Genomic DNA, 17707 nt, shown 5'->3' with positions numbered 1-17707 from the left:
TCCGGGCCTTTTCCGTGTTCGCAGCTCAGAAGGCGGCGATCGACGCGTCGAGCGCCGTCCGTTCCCGGTCGGCCCGTTCCTGCGCTTCGCTGCGGGCGGCCTCGGCCTCCTCGATCGCCTTCTCGCTGCGGGCGAGCTTGGCGATGTAGGACTTGGCGCCGTCGGAGGTCTCGGGCAGCGCCTGGAGGTTGGCGCGCAGCCGCGCCTGCTCGTCGGACTGCCGCTTGACGATCTCCCCGGCGCGAGCCATCGCCCGCTCAGCGTCGGCGACGCGCGTCTTGATGGCGGCGATCGCCTTCAGCCGCTCGGCGACGGCCGGATCGATGCCGCTGGTCGAGGCATAGGACAGCAGCGTATCGGTGTCGCTGTCGGTCAGCTGAATGGCGTCGGCATCGGTGCGGGTCTCGGTGACCTTGAGATCTCCCGTCGCGCCGGCCGCCACCTTCAGGCGGACGCGCAGCCGGTCCGGCTCGTCGGACACCACCTCGCCGTCGGTGGAGACTTTGGTGCCGTAGATGCGGCCGTGATCGACCATCACCGTCCGCTCGGCATCCTTGGGGGCGGCAACGTGATAGACGGTGGTCCAGGCGAGCGACCGCTTCACCGTCAGCACGCCATCGCGGGCGGAGAGGCCGACGACGGTTTCCGTATGGTCGCGCTCACTGGTCACCCGCGTCTTCGGATCGGCGGCGAAGGCGGCGAACCGCTTCTCGCCGGGCGGAATGCCGGCCACCTGCGCGTCGCCGAGATAGCCGCCCTCACCGTAGACGGTGAAGATGCCGGGCGGCAGGCTGTTGCCGGTAGCGTTGGAGAGGAAGATGGCGGCCTGCGGCGCGGCGCCGCTGTCCTCCCGCCACAGCGACACCAGTTCCGCGTCGAGATCGGCGTCGATGATCGGCACGGTCAGCGTCGCGCCCGCCTTCAGCGTCACCGGCTGCGGCAACGTGAAGGTGATGCCGACGTCGCCCTCGACGGAAGCGGCTTCCGGCCCGCGCGACGGCTCGACGGGCGCCGGCGCCGGCATCGACCTCGCCTGCAGCGCCATGCCGAACGGCGGCCGCGCGGCGGGCAGGTCGGCCTCGCCCATCGCCGCTTCCGCCTTGTAGGCGCCGCCGGCCGACGCGCCGTCGACCAATGGCTCGACGGCACCGCCCGGCAGCAGCAGCGGCGCCTCGCGCCGCTCGCGCCAGTACATGTCGACCAGCCGCTGCCTGAGCGCCACCGGATTGGACGAGGACAGCGTCAGGCGGATACCGCTCCAGTCGTCGCCGGTGCCGTTTTCCAGCACCGCCCAGCCCTGCACGCGATACTTGCCGCCCTCGGCCGGCACGATGCGATAGGCCGCCTTCCACACCGGCGCCGCCACCACGTAGGAGAGCCGCACCGTCCGCCGGCCGCCGGCCGTCGTCTCGATGCGCAGCGTGCGGAAGCTGGCGTCGGCCGTGTCGCGGACGGCTGCCATCGCCGCGCCGATCCGCTGTTGCACGTCCGTGTCAGCGAAGGCGATGGCGGCGCCCGGCCCGAGCAGCACCTCGGCGAAGCTGCCGTCGCCGCGTTGCAGCGTCACCGCCGGCAGCTCGATCGGCTGGCCCTCGGTGGCGCGCGGCACCTGGGCGACGCCGAGAATGACGCCGCTCGCCGTGTGGCCGGCGCCATCGTCGATGGTCGCGGCATGGCCGGTCATGGCGGCGGCGATCGTCGCGGTGGACGCGAGGTCGTCGCGCTTCAGCGGCAGGCGCTTGAACGCTTCGGCGGCGGCATTGGCGCCGTCGATGGTCACCGAAGCGATGGCGCCGGCCGGATCGCCGACAACAAGGCTCTTCAGCACGTCGTCGGCCTGATCGGCGGGGATCTCCAGCGCGAAGCTGTGCTCGCCCTCCTTGAGATCGACCTCGCGGACGATCTCGGCAAGACCGCCCGATGACAGCAGCACCGAGCCCACCTTGTCGGCGGCGACGGCCGGAACGAGCGCAAGAGGCGAGACCGCGACAAGCAGCGCGGCAAGCGGCATCGGTTTCACGTTGATCTCCCCCAAGGAACGGTTGCATCCGAGGAAGCGATCCTGATCGAGAATTGCGATGGCGCGAAGACCGACCTGTGGCGGTTCCGCGGCTTTCGGCAGGCGCCTCCGCAGTTCTGCGCTTGACAGGAAAGCCGTCGCCGCAACCTATCGCCGCATCGCGACACACAGCATCACGGCCCGCCCATGATCCACTACGACCTGCATTGCACCGCCTGCGGCCACGACTTCGACGACTGGTTCGGCAACATGGCCGACTGGGAGGCGAGGAAGGCCGATTACGCCTGCCCGGCCTGCGGCACGGCGCGCATCGAGAAGGCGCTGATGGCGCCGAGTCTGGGCGCCGCCAAGAAGGCCGCTGCGGCCGAGCCGGCCTGCAATCCGGCGGTCTGCGGCAACGCCAGCTGTCCGATGGCGGCGGGGTTCTGAGCTATCTCAAGCCACCTTCAGCGGCGGCTTGAACAGGCCCTTCGGCGACAGCGTGAACACCTCGCAGCCGGTGTCGGTGACGCCGACGGCGTGCTCGAACTGCGCCGACAGCGAGCGGTCGCGGGTCACCGCCGTCCAGCCGTCGGACAGCACCTTGACGTGCGGCCGGCCGAGGTTGACCATCGGCTCGATGGTGAAGATCATGCCCGGCTTCAGCACCGGCCCCTCGCCCTTCCTGCCGTAATGCAGGATGTTCGGCGTGTCGTGGAACAGCTTGCCGACGCCGTGGCCGCAGAAGTCGCGCACCACCGAGCAGCGTTCGCCCTCGACGTATTTCTGGATGGCCTCGCCGATGTCGCCGGTGGTGTTGCCCGGCCGCACGGCGGCGATGCCGCGCATCAGCGATTCGTGCGTCACGTCGATCAGCCGCTCGGCCGCCCGCTTGATGGCGCCGACGCCGTACATGCGCGAGGAGTCGCCATGCCAGCCGTCGAGGATGAAGGTGACGTCGATGTTGACGATGTCGCCCTCGCGGAGCGGCTTCTCGTCGGGAATGCCGTGGCAGACCACGTGGTTGATCGAGGTACAGACCGACTTGGTATAGCCGCGATAGTAGATGTCGGCCGGCAGGGCGTCGTGATCGCGGCCGTAGCCGTAGACGAAGTCGTCGATCGCCTGGGTGGTGACGCCGGGCTTGACGAAATCGACCAGCTCGTCGAGGCAGCCGGCCGCGATCTGGCAGGCCTTGCGCATGCCGTCGAAATCGGCGCCGGTATCATAGAGACGAATGTCCCCGGTGTTGCGCAGCGGCGCCACCGCCGCGTCGACGTAATTGATCATCGGATCGGCCAACCTGTGTCTGGCATTGGAAGCCGCTCGGCTTCGCGTTTTCGTCGTCATATACCGAAGCACCGCGGCAAGTACATGCTCTCGGTGCAGTCTGTCAGAAATCGGCCCGGATTTCGATTCCCCCCGGCGTGAGGTCGGCATGCACGACCAGCGTCTCCACGCCGGCCGCCCGCGCCGCAAGGGCCGCTGCGGCATAGACGGGGTCGATGTCGGCGGCGATCCCGAAGGCGGAGCAGTCGCCGCGCTGCACGAGATAGACGAGCACCGCCCGCGCCCCGGCGCCGGCCATGGCGGCCAGCTCGCTGAGATGTTTCGCCCCGCGCGCGGTCACCGCGTCGGGAAACTCGGCCAGCCCGGCCCGCCGCGACAGCGTCACCGACTTCACCTCGACGTAGCAGGGCGGCCGTCCCTCGCCTTCCAGCAGCAGGTCGACGCGGCTCCGGAGGCCGTAGGCCACCTCGCGGCGCAAGGTCTGATAGCCGGCGAGCGCCGGAATGCGGCCGTCGGCGATCGCCTCGGCGACGATGCGGTTGGGCAGGCCGGTGTTGATGCCGACCAGCGCGCCGCCGGCTTCCACCAGTTCCCAGCTCCAGGCGAGCTTGCGCTTCGGATCGGCGGAGCGGCTGAGGTAGACGCGGGAGCCGGGCGTCGCGAGGCCGAGCATGGAGCCGGAATTGGCGACGTGGGCCGTCACTTCCTCGCCGCTGTCGAGACGGCAGTCGGCGAGGAAGCGCTTGTAGCGGCGGACCAGACGGCCGGGTACGAGGGGAGCGGAAAAGCGCATGCCGCCTTGTTCCCCGCCTCGGCCGGTGCCGTCAAGGGGCGGCGGTCGCCTCGATGGTCGCCGGTCCGGCCGCCGCCGGCTGCGTGGCGATGCGGTGAAGGATGTCCTGGGCCACCGGGGCGTAGTCGTCGTTGAAATGATGGCCGCCGGGATGGGCGATCAGGCTGTAGCCCTTGTCCTTGGGCAGGCGGACGCAGGCGGTCTCGTCGTCCTCGCTGCCGTAGATGCACTGCACCTTGGCCGGCTCGATCTGCAGCAGGTCCGGCAGCGTCGACGGCCCGTTCGGATCGGTCTTGGCGCCGAGGATGCCCGACACCGCGATCTCGAACTGGCGTGCACCGGTGTAGGCGAGCAGCGACACCAGATTGACGCTGGCCTTGTAGTCGGCGGGCAGCGCCGTGTAGACGGCCGGCAGCGCGTCGGCGCCGAACGAATAGCCGACCAGCGCCACCTTGTGGACGCCCCATTTCTTGCGATAGGTGTCGATCACCTTGACGAGGTCGTCGGCGGCGTCCTTGGGATCGATGTCGTTCCAGAAATAGCGCAGCGAATCGATGCCGACCACCGGCACGCCGGCCCGGGCGAGCGAGTGGCCGATCTGGGCGTCGATGTCGCGCCAGCCGCCGTCGCCGGAATAGATGATCGCCATGGAATCCTGCTTCGGCACGGCGGCCAGCGCGGTGATCGGGATGCCGGCCAGCGGCGAGGCGTCGTCCTCTATGGCGGCGATCTGGTCGAAGATGGCGCCGTCGAGCGTCTTGTCGGCGCCCTTCACGCTCTTGGCGAGGGCAATGGCAAAGCCCGACTTGATCAACTCGTCGACATGGCCGGCGCCGTCGGCGTCGGCGTAACGCGTCAGGTAGACGTCGACCGGATCGGGGAGATGCCCCTTCTGCAGTTCGTAGATCCAGCCCTTGCCGTCGGCGGTCTTGACGTGGGCGGCCTCGCTGCACAGCTCCTTGCGGAGCGGCAGCGCCTGCCGCGGATCGACGGCAATGGTGCGGCCGATGGTGGCGTCAGGCGACTGGGCGGCCAACGCCAGCGCGAAGGTGCCGCCGATGCCGGAGCCGGCGATCACCGGCGAATGATAGCTGTCGACGTCGAGCACCCGCTGGACGTTCTGGCTGACCTGCTCGACGTCGGAGACGAAGTAGACGCAGTCGTCGGAAAGCGTCTCCGCCTTGGCGAAGGTGGCCGGCGTATCGATGCCGACGACGATGGCGCCGCGCGCCGCGAAGTGCCGGGCCCTCACCCGATCCCAGAAGCCGTAGCCGCCGGCGTCCGACAGCAGGAAGACGATGCCGTCCGGCTCGCCGCGCGGCGCGATCATCTCGGCGATGCCGAGCGTGTCGGTGCGGTCGGCCGGCAGCGAGGGAAACAGGTAGAAGAAGGCGGTCGTCGCGACGCCGCCCAGCGTGATGACGGCGACGAGGACGTACAGAAACAGTCGCTTCATTTGGAAACGGCTCCCTTGAGCCCGCCGGAGATGACGAAGGTGACGTCGGCGAGCGCCAGCAACGGGTTGAGGCCGCCGGCCACCGCCATGTAGCGCTGCTGCCAGACGGGATCGAACTTGGTCTTGAAGGCGCGCAGGCCGTGGAAATTGTAGAAGGCGTTGCCGTGCTCGAAGGCGGCGCGGCCGAGCTTGTGCCAGAGCGGCGCCATCGGGCTGTCGGACAGGCCGGCCAGCGGCGCCATGCCGAGGCTGAAGGCGGAGAAGCCCGCCGCTTTGAAGTGCAGCAGCACCCGCGTGAACAGCAGTTCCATAGTGCCGTTGGGCGATTTCGGCAGGAAGCGCATCAGGTCGATCGCCGCCTCGCGGCCGTCGCCCGAGACCATCAGCGTCGCGAAGGCGAAGATGCGGCCGTCGCGCTTCAGCACGGCCACCGGCTGCGACGCCACGTAGTCCGGCTCGAAGGCCCCCATCGAGAAGGTCTTCTCGCGCGCCTTGCGCGCCTCCAGCCAGTTCGCCGACACGGCGGCCAGTTCGTCGAGCATCGCCGGCACGCCTTCGGGCGGCACCACCTCGAAGACGATGCCGTCGCGCTCGGCCTTGTTGAGGGCGTTGCGCAGGTTGCCGCGCCGCGTGCCCTTGATGTCGAAGGCGGCGAGGTCGACCACCGCCTCCTCGCCGAGCTTGAAGGCGGACAGGCCGGCATCGGCGTAGAGCGACAGGCTCTCGGCCGGCACCTCGTAGAACACGGCGCGGCCGCCATGCTCGCGGGCGGTCTCCACGAAGCGCCAGGCCAGCTCGCGCCGGCCCGCCTCCGCGCCGACCGGATCGCCGAGCGATATCCAGGACCGGCCGCGCTTGACGTACATCAGGAAAGCGTCGCCGCCGTCGGAGAACAGCAGGCTCTTGTCGCCCATCCGCACCAGGTTGGCCGCGGCGCGGGCCGAGCGCGGCAGGATGGCGACGGCCCGCGCCACGTCGTCGGCATCCGGCGGGCCGATGCGGCCCGGCGGCGGCCGGGTCAGCAGCCAGGCGGCGACGGCGGCGGTGGCAAGGCCGATGCCGACGGCGGCGCGCAACGAGCGCGGCGCGGCGGCCGACATCTCGAACTGCCACCAGAGATCATGGCTGTAGGGCACTTCCTTGTAGACGAAGACCAGGATGCCGGCGGCGAGCGCCAGGATCGAGGCGATGCACAGCCACCAGGCCACGCTGAGCCGGTCGTGCAGCAGCGACGCCGGCCGGCTGTAGAGCGGGCGGCTGGTCAGCAGGGCAACGATCAGCACGCCCAGCAACACGGCCTCGCCGATGGCCAGTGCTTTCAGGAGCGCCAGGGGGATCGACAGCGCCGCCATCGCCAGCGTCAGCCAGAAGGCGCCGTCCAGCCGATGGACGAGGCCGCGGCCGGCGACGATCAGGAACACGCCGATCACCGAGCCGACGAAATGGGCGCCCTCGACCAGCGGCAGCGGCAGGAAGGCATTCATCAGATCGAGCCGGGTATCGGCCGGCGGCGTCACGCCGGAGAACACCAGCATGGCGCCGAGCACGATGGCCAGCGTGCCGGTGAGGATGGGCGCGATGCCGGAGACGGCGGCGGTGAGCGCCGGGCTGGCGGCGGTGGCCCGTCGCGCCTCGCCGACGATCATCGCCGCCACCGCGACGATCAGCGGCACCACGTAATAGACGATGCGGTAGAGAAGCAGCGCCGAGATGACGCCGTCGACCGGCAGGCGCGTGCCGAGCGCGCCGACGACGATGGTCTCGAAGATGCCGACGCCGCCCGGAAGATGGCTGAGCACGCCGGCGCCGATCGCCACCGAGAACACGGCGAGCACGGTGGGGAAGGAGACGTCGCCGGCCGGCAGCAGCACGTAGAGCACGCCGGCGGCGCAGCCGACGTCGGCCGACGTGGCGATGAGCTGGGCGAGGATGTCGCGGGCGGTCGGCAGGGCGACGACCCGGCCGAACACCGTCACCGAGCCGCCGCGCACGGCGGTGAACAGCACCACCGCCGCGACGCCGGCCAGCATGATCAGGCCGATGCCGCGCACCATGCCGCCGGACATGCCGATCAGCGCGGCGAGATCCGGCCCGGCGATGGTGAGCCCGGCGCCGGCCACGAAGGCGAGGCCGAAGCCGAAGGCGGCGGCGACGTAGGCCACCACCTTGGCAATGGTCTCCGGCTCCATCCCGAAGGGCGAATAGAAGCGGTAGCGCACCGAGCCGCCGGTCAGCGGGCCGAAGCCGGCGATGTTGCCGACCGCATAGGCGCAGAAGCTGGCCAGCGCCACCAGCCGGTAGGGCAGCCGGACGCCGGCGAAGCCGAGAGCGTGCACGTCGTAGATCGACAGCGCCAGGAAGCTGCCGGCGGTGAAGATCAGGGCAAGGCCGACGCTCGACCAGGAGGTGTCCTCGATCGCCGCGATCAGGTCGTCGTAGACCACGCCCGACAGAAGGCGCGACAGCGCCAGCACCGACAGGCCGACGATGGCCAGCGCGATCACCGCGATGATCACCGGCTTCAGTCTGGCCAGCCGGCCGGGCGAGGCCGGCGGCACTTCGGGAGCCTCCGTGGAAACCGCAACGGGCATGGTCGACCTGAGAAACTGGCGGCCTGAAAAACGCCGGCCTGAAAAATTGATGGAGCGGGGGCGGGTTGCCCCCTGGTGGCGCCTTATGTTGGGAGATTGCGTCAATCCGGGGGCACACGCGCCGCCGCGAGATTTAATTCCGTGTAATGTGGCAATTGCGCCCGGTTCGGGAATCTACGACAACCGGGCGACTTTTCCCGAGGCTCAATCGTTCATGACCGTTCAATCCCCCACCGCCGCCGTTCTGATCATCGGCGACGAGATTCTCTCCGGCCGCACCCGCGACAGCAATTCCGGCCACATCGCCGCCTTCCTCACCGAGATCGGCATCGATCTCAAGGAAATCCGCGTCGTTCCCGATGAGGAGGCGCGCATCGTCGCGGCGCTCGACGCGCTCAGGACGTCCTGTACCTACGTGTTCACCACCGGCGGCATCGGCCCGACCCATGACGACATCACCGCCGACGCAGTGGCCAGGGCGTTCGGCGTCGCCATCGAATACCATCCGGAAGCCGTCGAGATCCTGCGGCAGCACTATGAAAAGCCGGAGGAGCTGACCGAGGCGCGGCTCCGCATGGCCCGTATCCCGGCCGGCGCGACGCTGATCGACAACCCGGTCTCCAAGGCGCCGGGCTTCCACATCGGCAATGTCTTCGTCATGGCCGGCGTGCCGAAGATCATGCAGGCCATGCTGCTCAACGTCGAGAAGGAACTCGACGGCGGCGTGCCGGTGCTGTCGGTCACCGTCGACTGCCCGTTCGGCGAAGGGGTGATCGGCACGGCGCTCGGCGAGGTGGCGAAGGCGCATCCGGCCGTCTCCATCGGCAGCTATCCGGTGCTGGCCGCCCGCGCCTTCTCGACGCGGCTGGTGATCCGCTCGCGCGACGGCGCGGCGCTCGAAGCGGCGAAAACGGCGGTGGAGGCGATGCTGGCGGGTATCGCCCGCGACAAAGCCGGGGATAGCACTCTCACCGACTATTGAAATCGTCGCGAAATGGGCATTTGAGAGGCGCAACGCCCATATGCCACGAGGATCGCCGCATGTCCCCGCAAGACGCCCAGCCGCTCGCCCCCAAGGCGTTCCCGGTCTCCTGGGACCAGTTCCACCGCGATGCCCGGGCACTGGCCTGGCGGCTGGCCGGCCATGGCGAATGGAAGGCCATCGTCTGCATCACCCGCGGCGGCCTGGTGCCGGCAGCCATCGTGGCCCGCGAACTGAACATCCGCGTCATCGAGACGGTGGGCATCGCCTCCTATCACGACTATACCTCGCAGGGTGATCTCAGGATCATCAAGAAGGTCAGCGCCGACGTCATCGACCTCGAGGGCGGCGAAGGCGCCGGCGTGCTGATCATCGACGACCTGGTCGACACCGGCAAGACCGCCCGCATTGTCCGCGACATGCTGCCGAAGGCGCATTTCGCCACCGTCTACGCCAAGCCGAAGGGCCGGCCGCTGGTCGATACCTTCGTCACCGAGGTCAGCCAGGATACGTGGATCTACTTCCCCTGGGACTTGGGCTTTGCCTTCCAGCCGCCGATTTCCCGTCAGGGCAATGACTGACCCGGCAAATTTTCCTTCACCATGTAAATGATTGATTTTCGGGCCTTAAGGCCGGATGCGCCGATCAACGGTTGTCCGGTCTGACGGCGCCGAGCCTGATTCTCGCCGCATTTTTCCCTGTTCTGAGCCGCCGTCGCTGATCGCCGGTAACCGCTGGTGGTCCCTATGGAGGCACGTCCGCGCTGCCAACGCGGGTTTGAACAGGATTGACTGCATGCCATTCAAAACAAGCGCAGCCCGCGCTTTTTTCACGGCCGCCATGGCGGTCGCGTTTTTTCACCCGGCATCGCCGGCGCTGGCCCAGTGCGGCAAGGCGTCCTGGTACGCCGAGCAAGGCCGCACCGCCAGCGGCGAGCGGATGAAACCCGGCGCCCGCACCGCCGCCCACCGCACCCTGCCCTTCGGTACCCTCGTCGAGGTCAGGAACCTCAGGAACGGCCGCAGCGTGGTGGTGCGGATCAACGACCGCGGCCCCTTCATCAAGGGCCGGGTCATCGACCTGTCGCGTGGCGCCGCCAACGAGATCGGCATGGTCAGTTCCGGCACGGCGAGCGTCCGGCTGTCGGTCCTCGACGGCAAGGTCGGGCCGGCCGCCGAGATGTGCGGCTGAGCCGCCCCTCCCCCTGAATACGGCGCGCCCCGTCCTTCCTTCGGGACGCGCCCACCCCACCGTCCATATCGATCGGGGCTTGACCCCTTCGCCGCCGCCGGCAATATCGCCGGGCACGCGGACGTGGCGAAATCGGTAGACGCAGCAGACTTAAAATCTGCCAGCCATTGGCTTTGCGGGTTCGAGCCCCGCCGTCCGCACCAGCCCCGCGCCCATCTGGAAAATGTCGTATATCGCATACATATAAACCGTTTATATTTTTACTCCAAATACTTAAACGTTTTTAGGTCCCTTGCGTTTCTGCGACTAAAGTTTGATTTACACGTTCAGGAAATCGCTTTCCGGGCTCGGATCGTCCCGACGCCGCCAGCCGCCCAATACCGGCAGACCGTTCGCCGCCGCCCCCTATGGGCGCGGGCCGGACACGCCTTGCCCGGAGAAGCCCTTCCACCGCCGCCCGAAGCAATTCCAGCAAAAGCGTGATCCCATTTTGCCTCCGGAATTGCGCCAAACCAAAGAGAGCACGCCCGGTAAACCCGCGTTCACCGGAAATGTTCCAGGAGCCCAGACATGACCGTGATGACCTTCTCGATTCCCCGCACCATCCTCTACGGCGAGGGCTCGCTCGCCAAGCTGGCCGACCTCAAGGGCAAGAAGGCGGCGCTGGTCACCGGCGGCAGCTCGATGAAGCGCTTCGGCTTCCTCGATCAGGCGATCGCTCTCCTCAAGAAGGCCGGCATCGAATCCATCGTCATCGATGGCGTCGAGCCTAACCCGTCGGTGGCGACCGTCTGGCGCGGCGCCAAGGCCATGCAGGACTTCGGGCCGGACTGGATCGTCGCCATCGGCGGCGGCTCGGCGCTCGACGCCGCCAAGGTGATGTGGTGCTTCTACGAGCATCCGAACCTGACCTTCGAGGATATCATCCCGGTCGGCTCCATGCCGGCGCTGCGCACCAAGGCGCGCTTCGTGGCCATTCCCTCGACGTCGGGCACGGCCTCCGAGATCACCGCCTTCTCGGTGATCACCGACACCGAGAACCACATCAAGTACCCGATCGTCGCCGCTGACATGGTGCCGGATATCGCCATCCTCGACCCGGCGCTGCCGATGGTGATGCCGCCCAACGTCACCGCCAACACCGGCATGGACGTGCTGTGCCACGCCACCGAGGCGGTGGCCTCGATCGCCGCCACCTCGTTCACCGATCCCTATGCGATCGAGGCGATCCGTCTGGTGCTCGAAAACCTCGAGACGGCCTACAAGACGCCGACCGACAAGACGGCCCGCTTCAACATGCACAACGCCTCGGCGCTGGCCGGCATGGCCTTCACCAACGCCTCCCTCGGCCTGGTGCATTCGCTGGCCCACAAGATCGGCGGCGAGTTCGGCGTGACGCACGGTCTGGCCAACGCCATCCTGCTGCCCTACGTCATCGACTTCAACCGGCAGTTCACCGACAAATACGCTCAGGTCGAGCGCGCCCTCGGCATCAATGATCTGGCGGAGGCCATCCGCGGTCTTAACCGGCGGCTTAGCATCCCCGGCACCTTCAAGGACTGCGACGAGGTCGACTTCAATGAGGGCAAGTTCAAGACGGTGCTGAACCGCATGAGCGAGAACGCCTTCGCCGATCCTTGCACGCTGACTAACCCCGGCACGCCCTCGGTGACCGACGTCAAGGCGCTCTACACCGCCGCCTACTACGGCTGATTGGGCGGCGGCAGCATGACGGGCGGGCGCGGCATCCCGGAGGCCGGGATGCCGCGCCCATTCTTTTGGCGATTTCCTGAGAATGAACCTCAGAAATAACGCCGACCTCGCATTTTCCCTGATTGTCTGGCCCAGGCTCGGACGGTAGAAATGATAATCATTTGCAACAAGGAAGCGCCGACGCGAATTGCTGCCGCCGACGCGTTTCTGGATGGTGTCGCATCGTCTCCGGGCTTTGCTTGGTTGTTCAAAGGAGGACGGTCGCTGGTCGCGCGGCGCCCGTCGTCTTCGTCGCCTCGGGTCAGTCACTCCCTCCCGCGACGGTGGTGCTTCGGCGGTCTCCGCCAAACGGCCGGTTCCCCGCGTTGTCCGTGCGGGCGGTCGCAGACTTCAGGCCGGATATCCGAAAGGATGTCCGGCTTTTTCTCTTGTCCTCCCCTCTTCCGCCTGCCGCAAATGACGCTTTGGAATCGCAAGTCGATGTTTTAAAGAGAACGGGTTTTCGGCGGCCGGGGAGAAAGAGATGACCTATTGCGTTGGCATCCTCGTCAAGGAAGGTCTGACGATGATCGCGGATACGCGCACCAACGCCGGCCTCGACAACGTCTCCCAATACAAGAAGCTGCACATCTTCGAGAAGCCGGGCGACCGGATGATCGCGGTGGCCACCGCCGGCAACCTCGCCATCACCCAGTCGGTGCTGTCCTTGCTGAGCGAGGGCCTGGAGAACCGGGAAACCGGCCAGATGGAGACCATCTGGACGACGCCGTCGATGTTCAAGACCGCCCAGTTGGTCGGCCGCGCCGTGCGCGAGGTCTACCGCATCGACGGCGAGGCGCTGGAGCAGTCCAACGCCGGCTTCGAGGTGACCATGCTGGTCGGCGGCCAGGTATCGCGCGGCCGGCTGCGGCTGTTCATGATCTACCGGCAGGGCAACTTCATCGAGGCCACCGAGGACACGCCCTTCCTGCAGATCGGCGAGCACAAATACGGCAAGCCGATCCTCGACCGCGCCATCACCTTCACCACCGATCTCGTCGAGGCGACCAAGCTCGGCCTGATCTCGATGGATTCGACCATGCGCTCCAACCTGGGGGTCGGCATGCCGATCGACCTCGTGACGGTGAAGCGCGACGCCATCGCCCACGACGTGCTGCACCGCATCGAGCCGGGCGAGCCCTATTTCCACGATCTGCGCGAGCGCTGGAGCGCGGCGCTGCGCGCCGCCCACAAGGCAATCCCCATCCCGCCCTACAAGTGAGCGGCCGCCTTCCCTACCCCCGGTCGCGGAAGCGGTTGGTGATCGGATAGCGGCGATCGCGGCCGAAGCTCTTGGTGGTGATCTTGACGCCGGGCGCCGCCTGCCGGCGCTTGTACTCGGCGATGTAGAGGAGGTGCTCGACGCGGCGCACCGTCGCTTCGTCGAAGCCGGCGGCGATCAGCTCGGCCACCGTCCTCTCCTCCTCGACGAGGCCGTTGAGGATGCCGTCGAGCACCGGATAGGGCGGCAGGCTGTCCTGATCGGTCTGATTCTCCCGGAGTTCGGCGGTCGGCGCCTTGGTGATGATGCGCGTCGGAATCACCTCGCCGGCCGGTCCCTTCAGGCCGTCCGGCCGGTGGGCGTTGCGCCACTCGGCCAGCGCGTAGACCTGCATCTTGTAGAGATCCTTGATCGGATTGAAGCCGCCGTTCATGTCGCCGTAGAGCGTGCAGTAGCCGACGCTCATCTCGCTCTTGTTGCCGGTGGTCAGCACCATTGAGCCGAACTTATTGGAAACGGCCATCAGGATGGTGCCGCGGGCGCGCGATTGCAGGTTCTCCTCCGTCGTGTCGGCGCGCGTGCCCTCGAACAGCGGCCCGAGCGCCGCGAGAAAGCCCTCGACCGGTTCGGCGATGGCCACCACGTCGTAGGGAACACCCAGTGCGGCGGCGCATTTCGCCGCGTCCTCCAGGCTGTCGGCCGAGGTGTAGCGGTAGGGCAGCATCAGGCAGCGCACCTTGTCGGCGCCGAAGGCGTCGACGGCCATCGCCGCCACGACGGCCGAATCGATGCCGCCGGACAGGCCGAGCACCACGCCGGGGAAGCGGTTCTTCTCGACATAGTCGCGCAGACCGGTGACGCAGGCCAGCCAGTTGGCGGCCAGGACGTCCGGATAAGGTGCGACATCGCCCGGCCGGACGCGCCAGCCGTCGGCGCCCTCGACAAGCGTCACGGCCGCCGTCGCCTCGCGGAAGGCCGGCAGGCGGAAGGCCATGTCGCGGTCTGGGTTGAGCCCGAAGCTGGCGCCGTCGAACACCAGTTCGTCCTGGCCGCCGACGGTGTTGACGTAGACGAGCGGCAGCCCGCTCTCGACGACGCGCGTCGTCGCCACCTTCAGCCGCTCGCCGGTCACCGTCCAGCGGTAGGGCGAGCCGTTGATGACGACGAGAAGCTCGGCGCCGGTCTCCGACAGGTGCTCGACCACCTCGGCCTTCCAGATGTCCTCGCAGACCGGCAGACCGATGCGGATGCCGCGGAAGATCACCGGCGTGGGCAGCGGCCCCGGCACGAACACGCGCTTCTCGTCGAACACCGAGTAGTTGGGCAGGTCGGCCTTGAAGCGCAGGCCGGCGATGGCGCCGCCATCGAGCAGCGCCACGGCGTTGCGCAGAAGGCCCGTCTCGTCCAGCCAGGGCGTGCCGATCACCACGCCCGGCCCGCCGTCGGCGGTCTCGAGGGCGAGTTGCTCCACCGCCCGGCGGCAATCGCGCTGCACGGCCGGCTTCAGCACCAGATCCTCCGGCGTGTAGCCGACGATATAGAGTTCCGGCAGCACCAGGAGATCGGCACCGAGTCGGGCCGCCTCGGCGCGCGCCAGGCGCGCCTTGTCGAGATTGCCGGAAATGTCGCCCATCACCGGGTTGGCCTGGGCGAGCGCGAGCGTGAGCGTGCGGAAGGATTGGGTCATGATGTCCGCGATTTAGCCAGAAAGACATCGCCGCGGCAACTGATGGTTCGGCGCCGGCATCGGCGCGCCGCCAATCGGCCCGGTCGGAGCCGGCGGTTCCATCGCCACTAGCGCGGCTTGCCCCGGAGCGGCGAGTGCACGCGGATGATCTCGCTCGGACCTTCGTAGATGACCTTGGCCGGCGGCACGGCCGGCACCAGGCGGTTGCCGCGCCGCGCGTAGAGCTGCCGCACCGACGACAGGTCGGCGAGCCGCTCGTAGAGGCGGCGCGCCGACAGCGGCTTGATCAGCACGTCGTTGGCGCCAAGTTCCACTGCCGTCAGCATGCGGCGCTTGTCGGCATAGGCGGTCACCATCACCACGGCCAGCGTCGACACCCGGTCGTCGGGATGGCGGCGCAGCAGGTCGAGAAAGGCGGCGCCGTTGCCGGCGGTGCCGAGATTCCAGTCGAGGAGAAGCACGTCGGGCGACTGCGTCATCACCATGGTGAGCGCTTCCGCTTCGGTGGCCGCCTGCAAAATGACGCGAACCCCGAAAGCGCCGAGCATCGTTTCCGCCAGTTTGCGGAAATAGGCGCTGTCATCGACGACGCCGACGCGCAACGCGTCGAGACGCACATACGTACCCTGCTCCGCCGGATCGATCATTAAGTGAAAAGCCCTTCGACAACAACCTGCTAAAGTACCAGAAACTCCCTTCCCCGCCTGAGGCTTGCCACGAAATGGAGAAGATTTGGTTTATGCCGGCAACGTTTCGTGAACCATGACGGAGGTCAAAAAAAGGCGCCCCGAATGGGGCGCCCGTTTATTTTTCGACTCGATCGGAAGAAGCGTCGAAGCCTGATTTGAAACTCGGTGTTATCAGGCAGATAGCGATGGTTTCGGGAACCGGCGCGGAACGAACCTGAGGTTCGCGAGCGCCGGAAGCGTGAGAAAGCAAAGCCGGATGCCCGCTCCAGTGGAGTTTCGGGGCAGGCTCTCAGCCGACGATTTCGATCTCGGCGAACCAGTAGGCGATCTCGGCGGCGGCCGTCTCCGGCGCGTCGGAGCCATGCACCGAGTTCTCGCCCATCGACAGCGCGAACTCCTTGCGGATCGTGCCCTCGGCGGCCTTCTCCGGATTGGTGGCGCCCATCACTTCGCGATTCCTGGCGATGGCGTTCTCGCCCTCCAGCACCTGCACGACGGTCGGCGCCGACGACATGAAGTCGCACAGCTCGTCGTAGAAGGGCTTGCCCTTGTGGACAGCGTAGAAGCCCTCGGCCTGCTTGCGGGACATCCACACGCGCTTGGACGCGACGACGCGCAGGCCGGCCGCCTCCAGCTTGGCGGTGATGGCGCCGGTGAGGTTGCGACGGGTCGCGTCGGGCTTGATCATCGAGAAGGTACGTTCGATCGCCATGGAAATCTGCCCCTCTGTGGCTGGCGGCGGCAAGGCCCGGCGCGGCCGGATCCTCGGGTCAGGCCGGCTTATAGCGGCGGGACTGGAATCGGGCAAGCGCGGCAAGCCCGGAAAGCGCCGGGAAAGCGGCGAATGCCGGCCTCCCCGGCTCTCGGCGCGGCGCCGCGCTACAGTGGGATGCGGCGGCTCCCGCTCCCATGGCGCGATGATCGTTCACATACAATCGGAAATAGACATCCACACTTCGGATTTTCATGTCACCCAATTGACTTAGATCAAGGAATTCATGTTCACAGTCCGTACCTTTGAATTGTTATAACTTCCATCTAGGGGGAGGATTTCATGAAAAGGCATTGGGTGCTGGCCGTGGCTGCGGCCGCGGCGGCGTTGGCGCTTCCCGCGAAGGCGGACACGCTGCGGGAACAGGCTGCCCAGCAGTTCCAGGCCATTCCGTCGATTCTGCCGGCGGTCCACAACAATCCGATCACCAAGGCGAAGATCGATCTCGGGCGCGCCCTGTTCTTCGATCCGCGCCTGTCGGCCTCGGGCGTCTTCAGCTGCAACTCCTGCCACAACCTGGCGACCGGCGGTGACGACAACCTCGAGACCTCGATCGGCCATGGCTGGCAGAAGGGTCCGCGCAACTCGCCCACCGTCCTCAACTCGGTCCTCAACCAGGCCCAGTTCTGGTGTAACCCGCAAGAACACATGGCACTTTGATGGGAATACGTGATAAAGTCCGGGAAAGTGTGATAACGCCCTGAAAGATGGGCGAAAAATGGGCTTGGCGGGATACCTAATTAGAGGGGTGGCCGCGCAAGATCAAATGGCACCATGACGCCGGAAAACGACGCCTAATGACCGGATGGCGTCGAGTGATCGGGAGGCAAACTGTAACCCGAGGTTACGGTTGAAAAGCCCGGAAAACCGCCACATATCGCAATAAACTGTAACCGACAAAGGCTCGGAGGCCGGCCACGGCTGTGGACTGAACCGACAAATGACTTGTCAGTTATCTCCGAAGGCCGTTCGGAGTTCAATAGCGCAAAAAAGCAATATACATCAGTGACATGGTAATTCGGAAGTCCGAAATAGCGAAGAGCCAAACAGACAAGCGGATATACTCAACAAACTACACGATCAGACGCACTAATAATGGCACGAAAAGACGCACGAACATACGCATTAACGTGAGTCGTAATGGTGGTCTAAAATGCACTCCAAACGTAGCCTAAACATACTGCCAAATTATGGCAGTATATTACGGCAGACGGCTGCCGTATATTAGCGCGATCAAATCTGCGGATCTGCGGAATTGATCGGGTATGTTGGGGGAAGGCCTT

General features: G+C 66.8%; 14 protein-coding genes, 1 tRNA gene and 1 pseudogene. 8 read left to right on the top strand and 8 right to left on the bottom strand.

Annotated features, from left to right (window positions below):
- Positions 1-25: 25 nt before the first annotated feature.
- Entirely contained in the window at positions 26-2011 is a 1986-nt protein-coding gene (locus tag H512_RS0106665) for a DUF4139 domain-containing protein (RefSeq protein ID WP_026782798.1), read from the bottom strand.
- 195 nt (positions 2012-2206) lie between these two features.
- Between H512_RS0106665 and H512_RS0106660 the strand changes: the two genes are divergently transcribed.
- Positions 2207-2449, top strand: coding sequence for an FmdB family zinc ribbon protein (locus H512_RS0106660; protein WP_026782797.1), 243 nt, complete (start codon positions 2207-2209; stop codon positions 2447-2449).
- A gap of 6 nt (positions 2450-2455) precedes the next feature.
- On the opposite strand, the gene map is transcribed toward H512_RS0106660, so the two are convergent.
- From map to mprF, 4 genes are all read right to left on the bottom strand, one after another.
- Positions 2456-3289, bottom strand: coding sequence for a type I methionyl aminopeptidase (gene map / locus H512_RS0106655; RefSeq protein ID WP_026782796.1), 834 nt, complete (start codon positions 3287-3289; stop codon positions 2456-2458).
- 103 nt (positions 3290-3392) lie between these two features.
- Entirely contained in the window at positions 3393-4082 is a 690-nt protein-coding gene (gene sfsA / locus H512_RS0106650) for a DNA/RNA nuclease SfsA (protein WP_026782795.1), read from the bottom strand.
- Positions 4083-4113: 31 nt separating this feature from the next.
- Positions 4114-5538 (bottom strand): AcvB/VirJ family lysyl-phosphatidylglycerol hydrolase, encoded by a 1425-nt coding sequence (locus H512_RS22875; protein ID WP_053239629.1) that lies wholly within the window; start codon positions 5536-5538, stop codon positions 4114-4116.
- On the bottom strand, positions 5535-8096 hold the full coding sequence (mprF, locus tag H512_RS0106640; protein ID WP_026782794.1) for a bifunctional lysylphosphatidylglycerol flippase/synthetase MprF: 2562 nt from the start codon (positions 8094-8096) through the stop codon (positions 5535-5537). The genes H512_RS22875 and mprF overlap by 4 nt, the downstream gene beginning before the upstream one ends.
- 247 nt (positions 8097-8343) lie before the next feature.
- On the opposite strand from mprF, the gene H512_RS0106635 reads away from it, so the two are divergent.
- The 6 genes from H512_RS0106635 to H512_RS0106610 all read left to right on the top strand — a co-directional run bounded on the left by H512_RS0106635 (position 8344) and on the right by H512_RS0106610 (position 13276).
- Positions 8344-9111, top strand: coding sequence for a competence/damage-inducible protein A (locus H512_RS0106635; protein ID WP_026782793.1), 768 nt, complete (start codon positions 8344-8346; stop codon positions 9109-9111).
- A 59-nt stretch (positions 9112-9170) separates the two neighbouring features.
- Positions 9171-9692, top strand: coding sequence for a xanthine phosphoribosyltransferase (gene gpt / locus H512_RS0106630; protein ID WP_026782792.1), 522 nt, complete (start codon positions 9171-9173; stop codon positions 9690-9692).
- 259 nt (positions 9693-9951) lie between these two features.
- On the top strand, positions 9952-10302 hold the full coding sequence (locus tag H512_RS0106625; RefSeq protein WP_245585354.1) for a septal ring lytic transglycosylase RlpA family protein: 351 nt from the start codon (positions 9952-9954) through the stop codon (positions 10300-10302).
- Between the two features lie 117 nt (positions 10303-10419).
- Positions 10420-10505, top strand: a tRNA-Leu gene (locus H512_RS0106620).
- Positions 10506-10872: 367 nt separating this feature from the next.
- Positions 10873-12015: an iron-containing alcohol dehydrogenase gene (locus tag H512_RS0106615; protein WP_036790273.1), complete on the top strand. Its 1143-nt coding sequence runs from the start codon at positions 10873-10875 to the stop codon at positions 12013-12015.
- 523 nt (positions 12016-12538) lie between these two features.
- The gene (locus H512_RS0106610; protein ID WP_026782789.1) at positions 12539-13276 is read left to right on the top strand and encodes a proteasome-type protease; all 738 of its coding nucleotides are present in this window, start codon (positions 12539-12541) and stop codon (positions 13274-13276) included.
- A gap of 13 nt (positions 13277-13289) precedes the next feature.
- Here the strand turns inward: H512_RS0106610 and H512_RS0106605 are convergent, their stop codons facing one another.
- The 3 genes from H512_RS0106605 to ndk form a co-directional block, all read right to left on the bottom strand.
- The gene (locus H512_RS0106605; protein ID WP_026782788.1) at positions 13290-14963 is read right to left on the bottom strand and encodes an NAD+ synthase; all 1674 of its coding nucleotides are present in this window, start codon (positions 14961-14963) and stop codon (positions 13290-13292) included.
- A gap of 107 nt (positions 14964-15070) precedes the next feature.
- A complete protein-coding gene (locus H512_RS0106600; protein ID WP_026782787.1) occupies positions 15071-15610 on the bottom strand; it encodes a response regulator in 540 nt (179 codons plus the stop codon).
- Positions 15611-15941: 331 nt separating this feature from the next.
- Positions 15942-16364, bottom strand: a complete 423-nt coding sequence (gene ndk, locus H512_RS0106595) for a nucleoside-diphosphate kinase (RefSeq protein WP_026782786.1) — start codon at positions 16362-16364, stop codon at positions 15942-15944.
- A 342-nt stretch (positions 16365-16706) separates the two neighbouring features.
- Between ndk and H512_RS0106590 the strand changes: the two are divergent.
- Positions 16707-17078 (top strand): annotated as a pseudogene (locus H512_RS0106590) (cytochrome-c peroxidase); the annotation flags it as partial.
- Between the last annotated feature and the right edge of the window lie 629 nt (positions 17079-17707).

The organism is Pleomorphomonas koreensis DSM 23070, assembly GCF_000425185.1.
Lineage (GTDB): Bacteria > Pseudomonadota > Alphaproteobacteria > Rhizobiales > Pleomorphomonadaceae > Pleomorphomonas > Pleomorphomonas koreensis.
The sequence above is the reverse complement of the archived record's forward strand: the minus strand, read 5'-3'. Positions and strand labels throughout refer to the sequence as shown.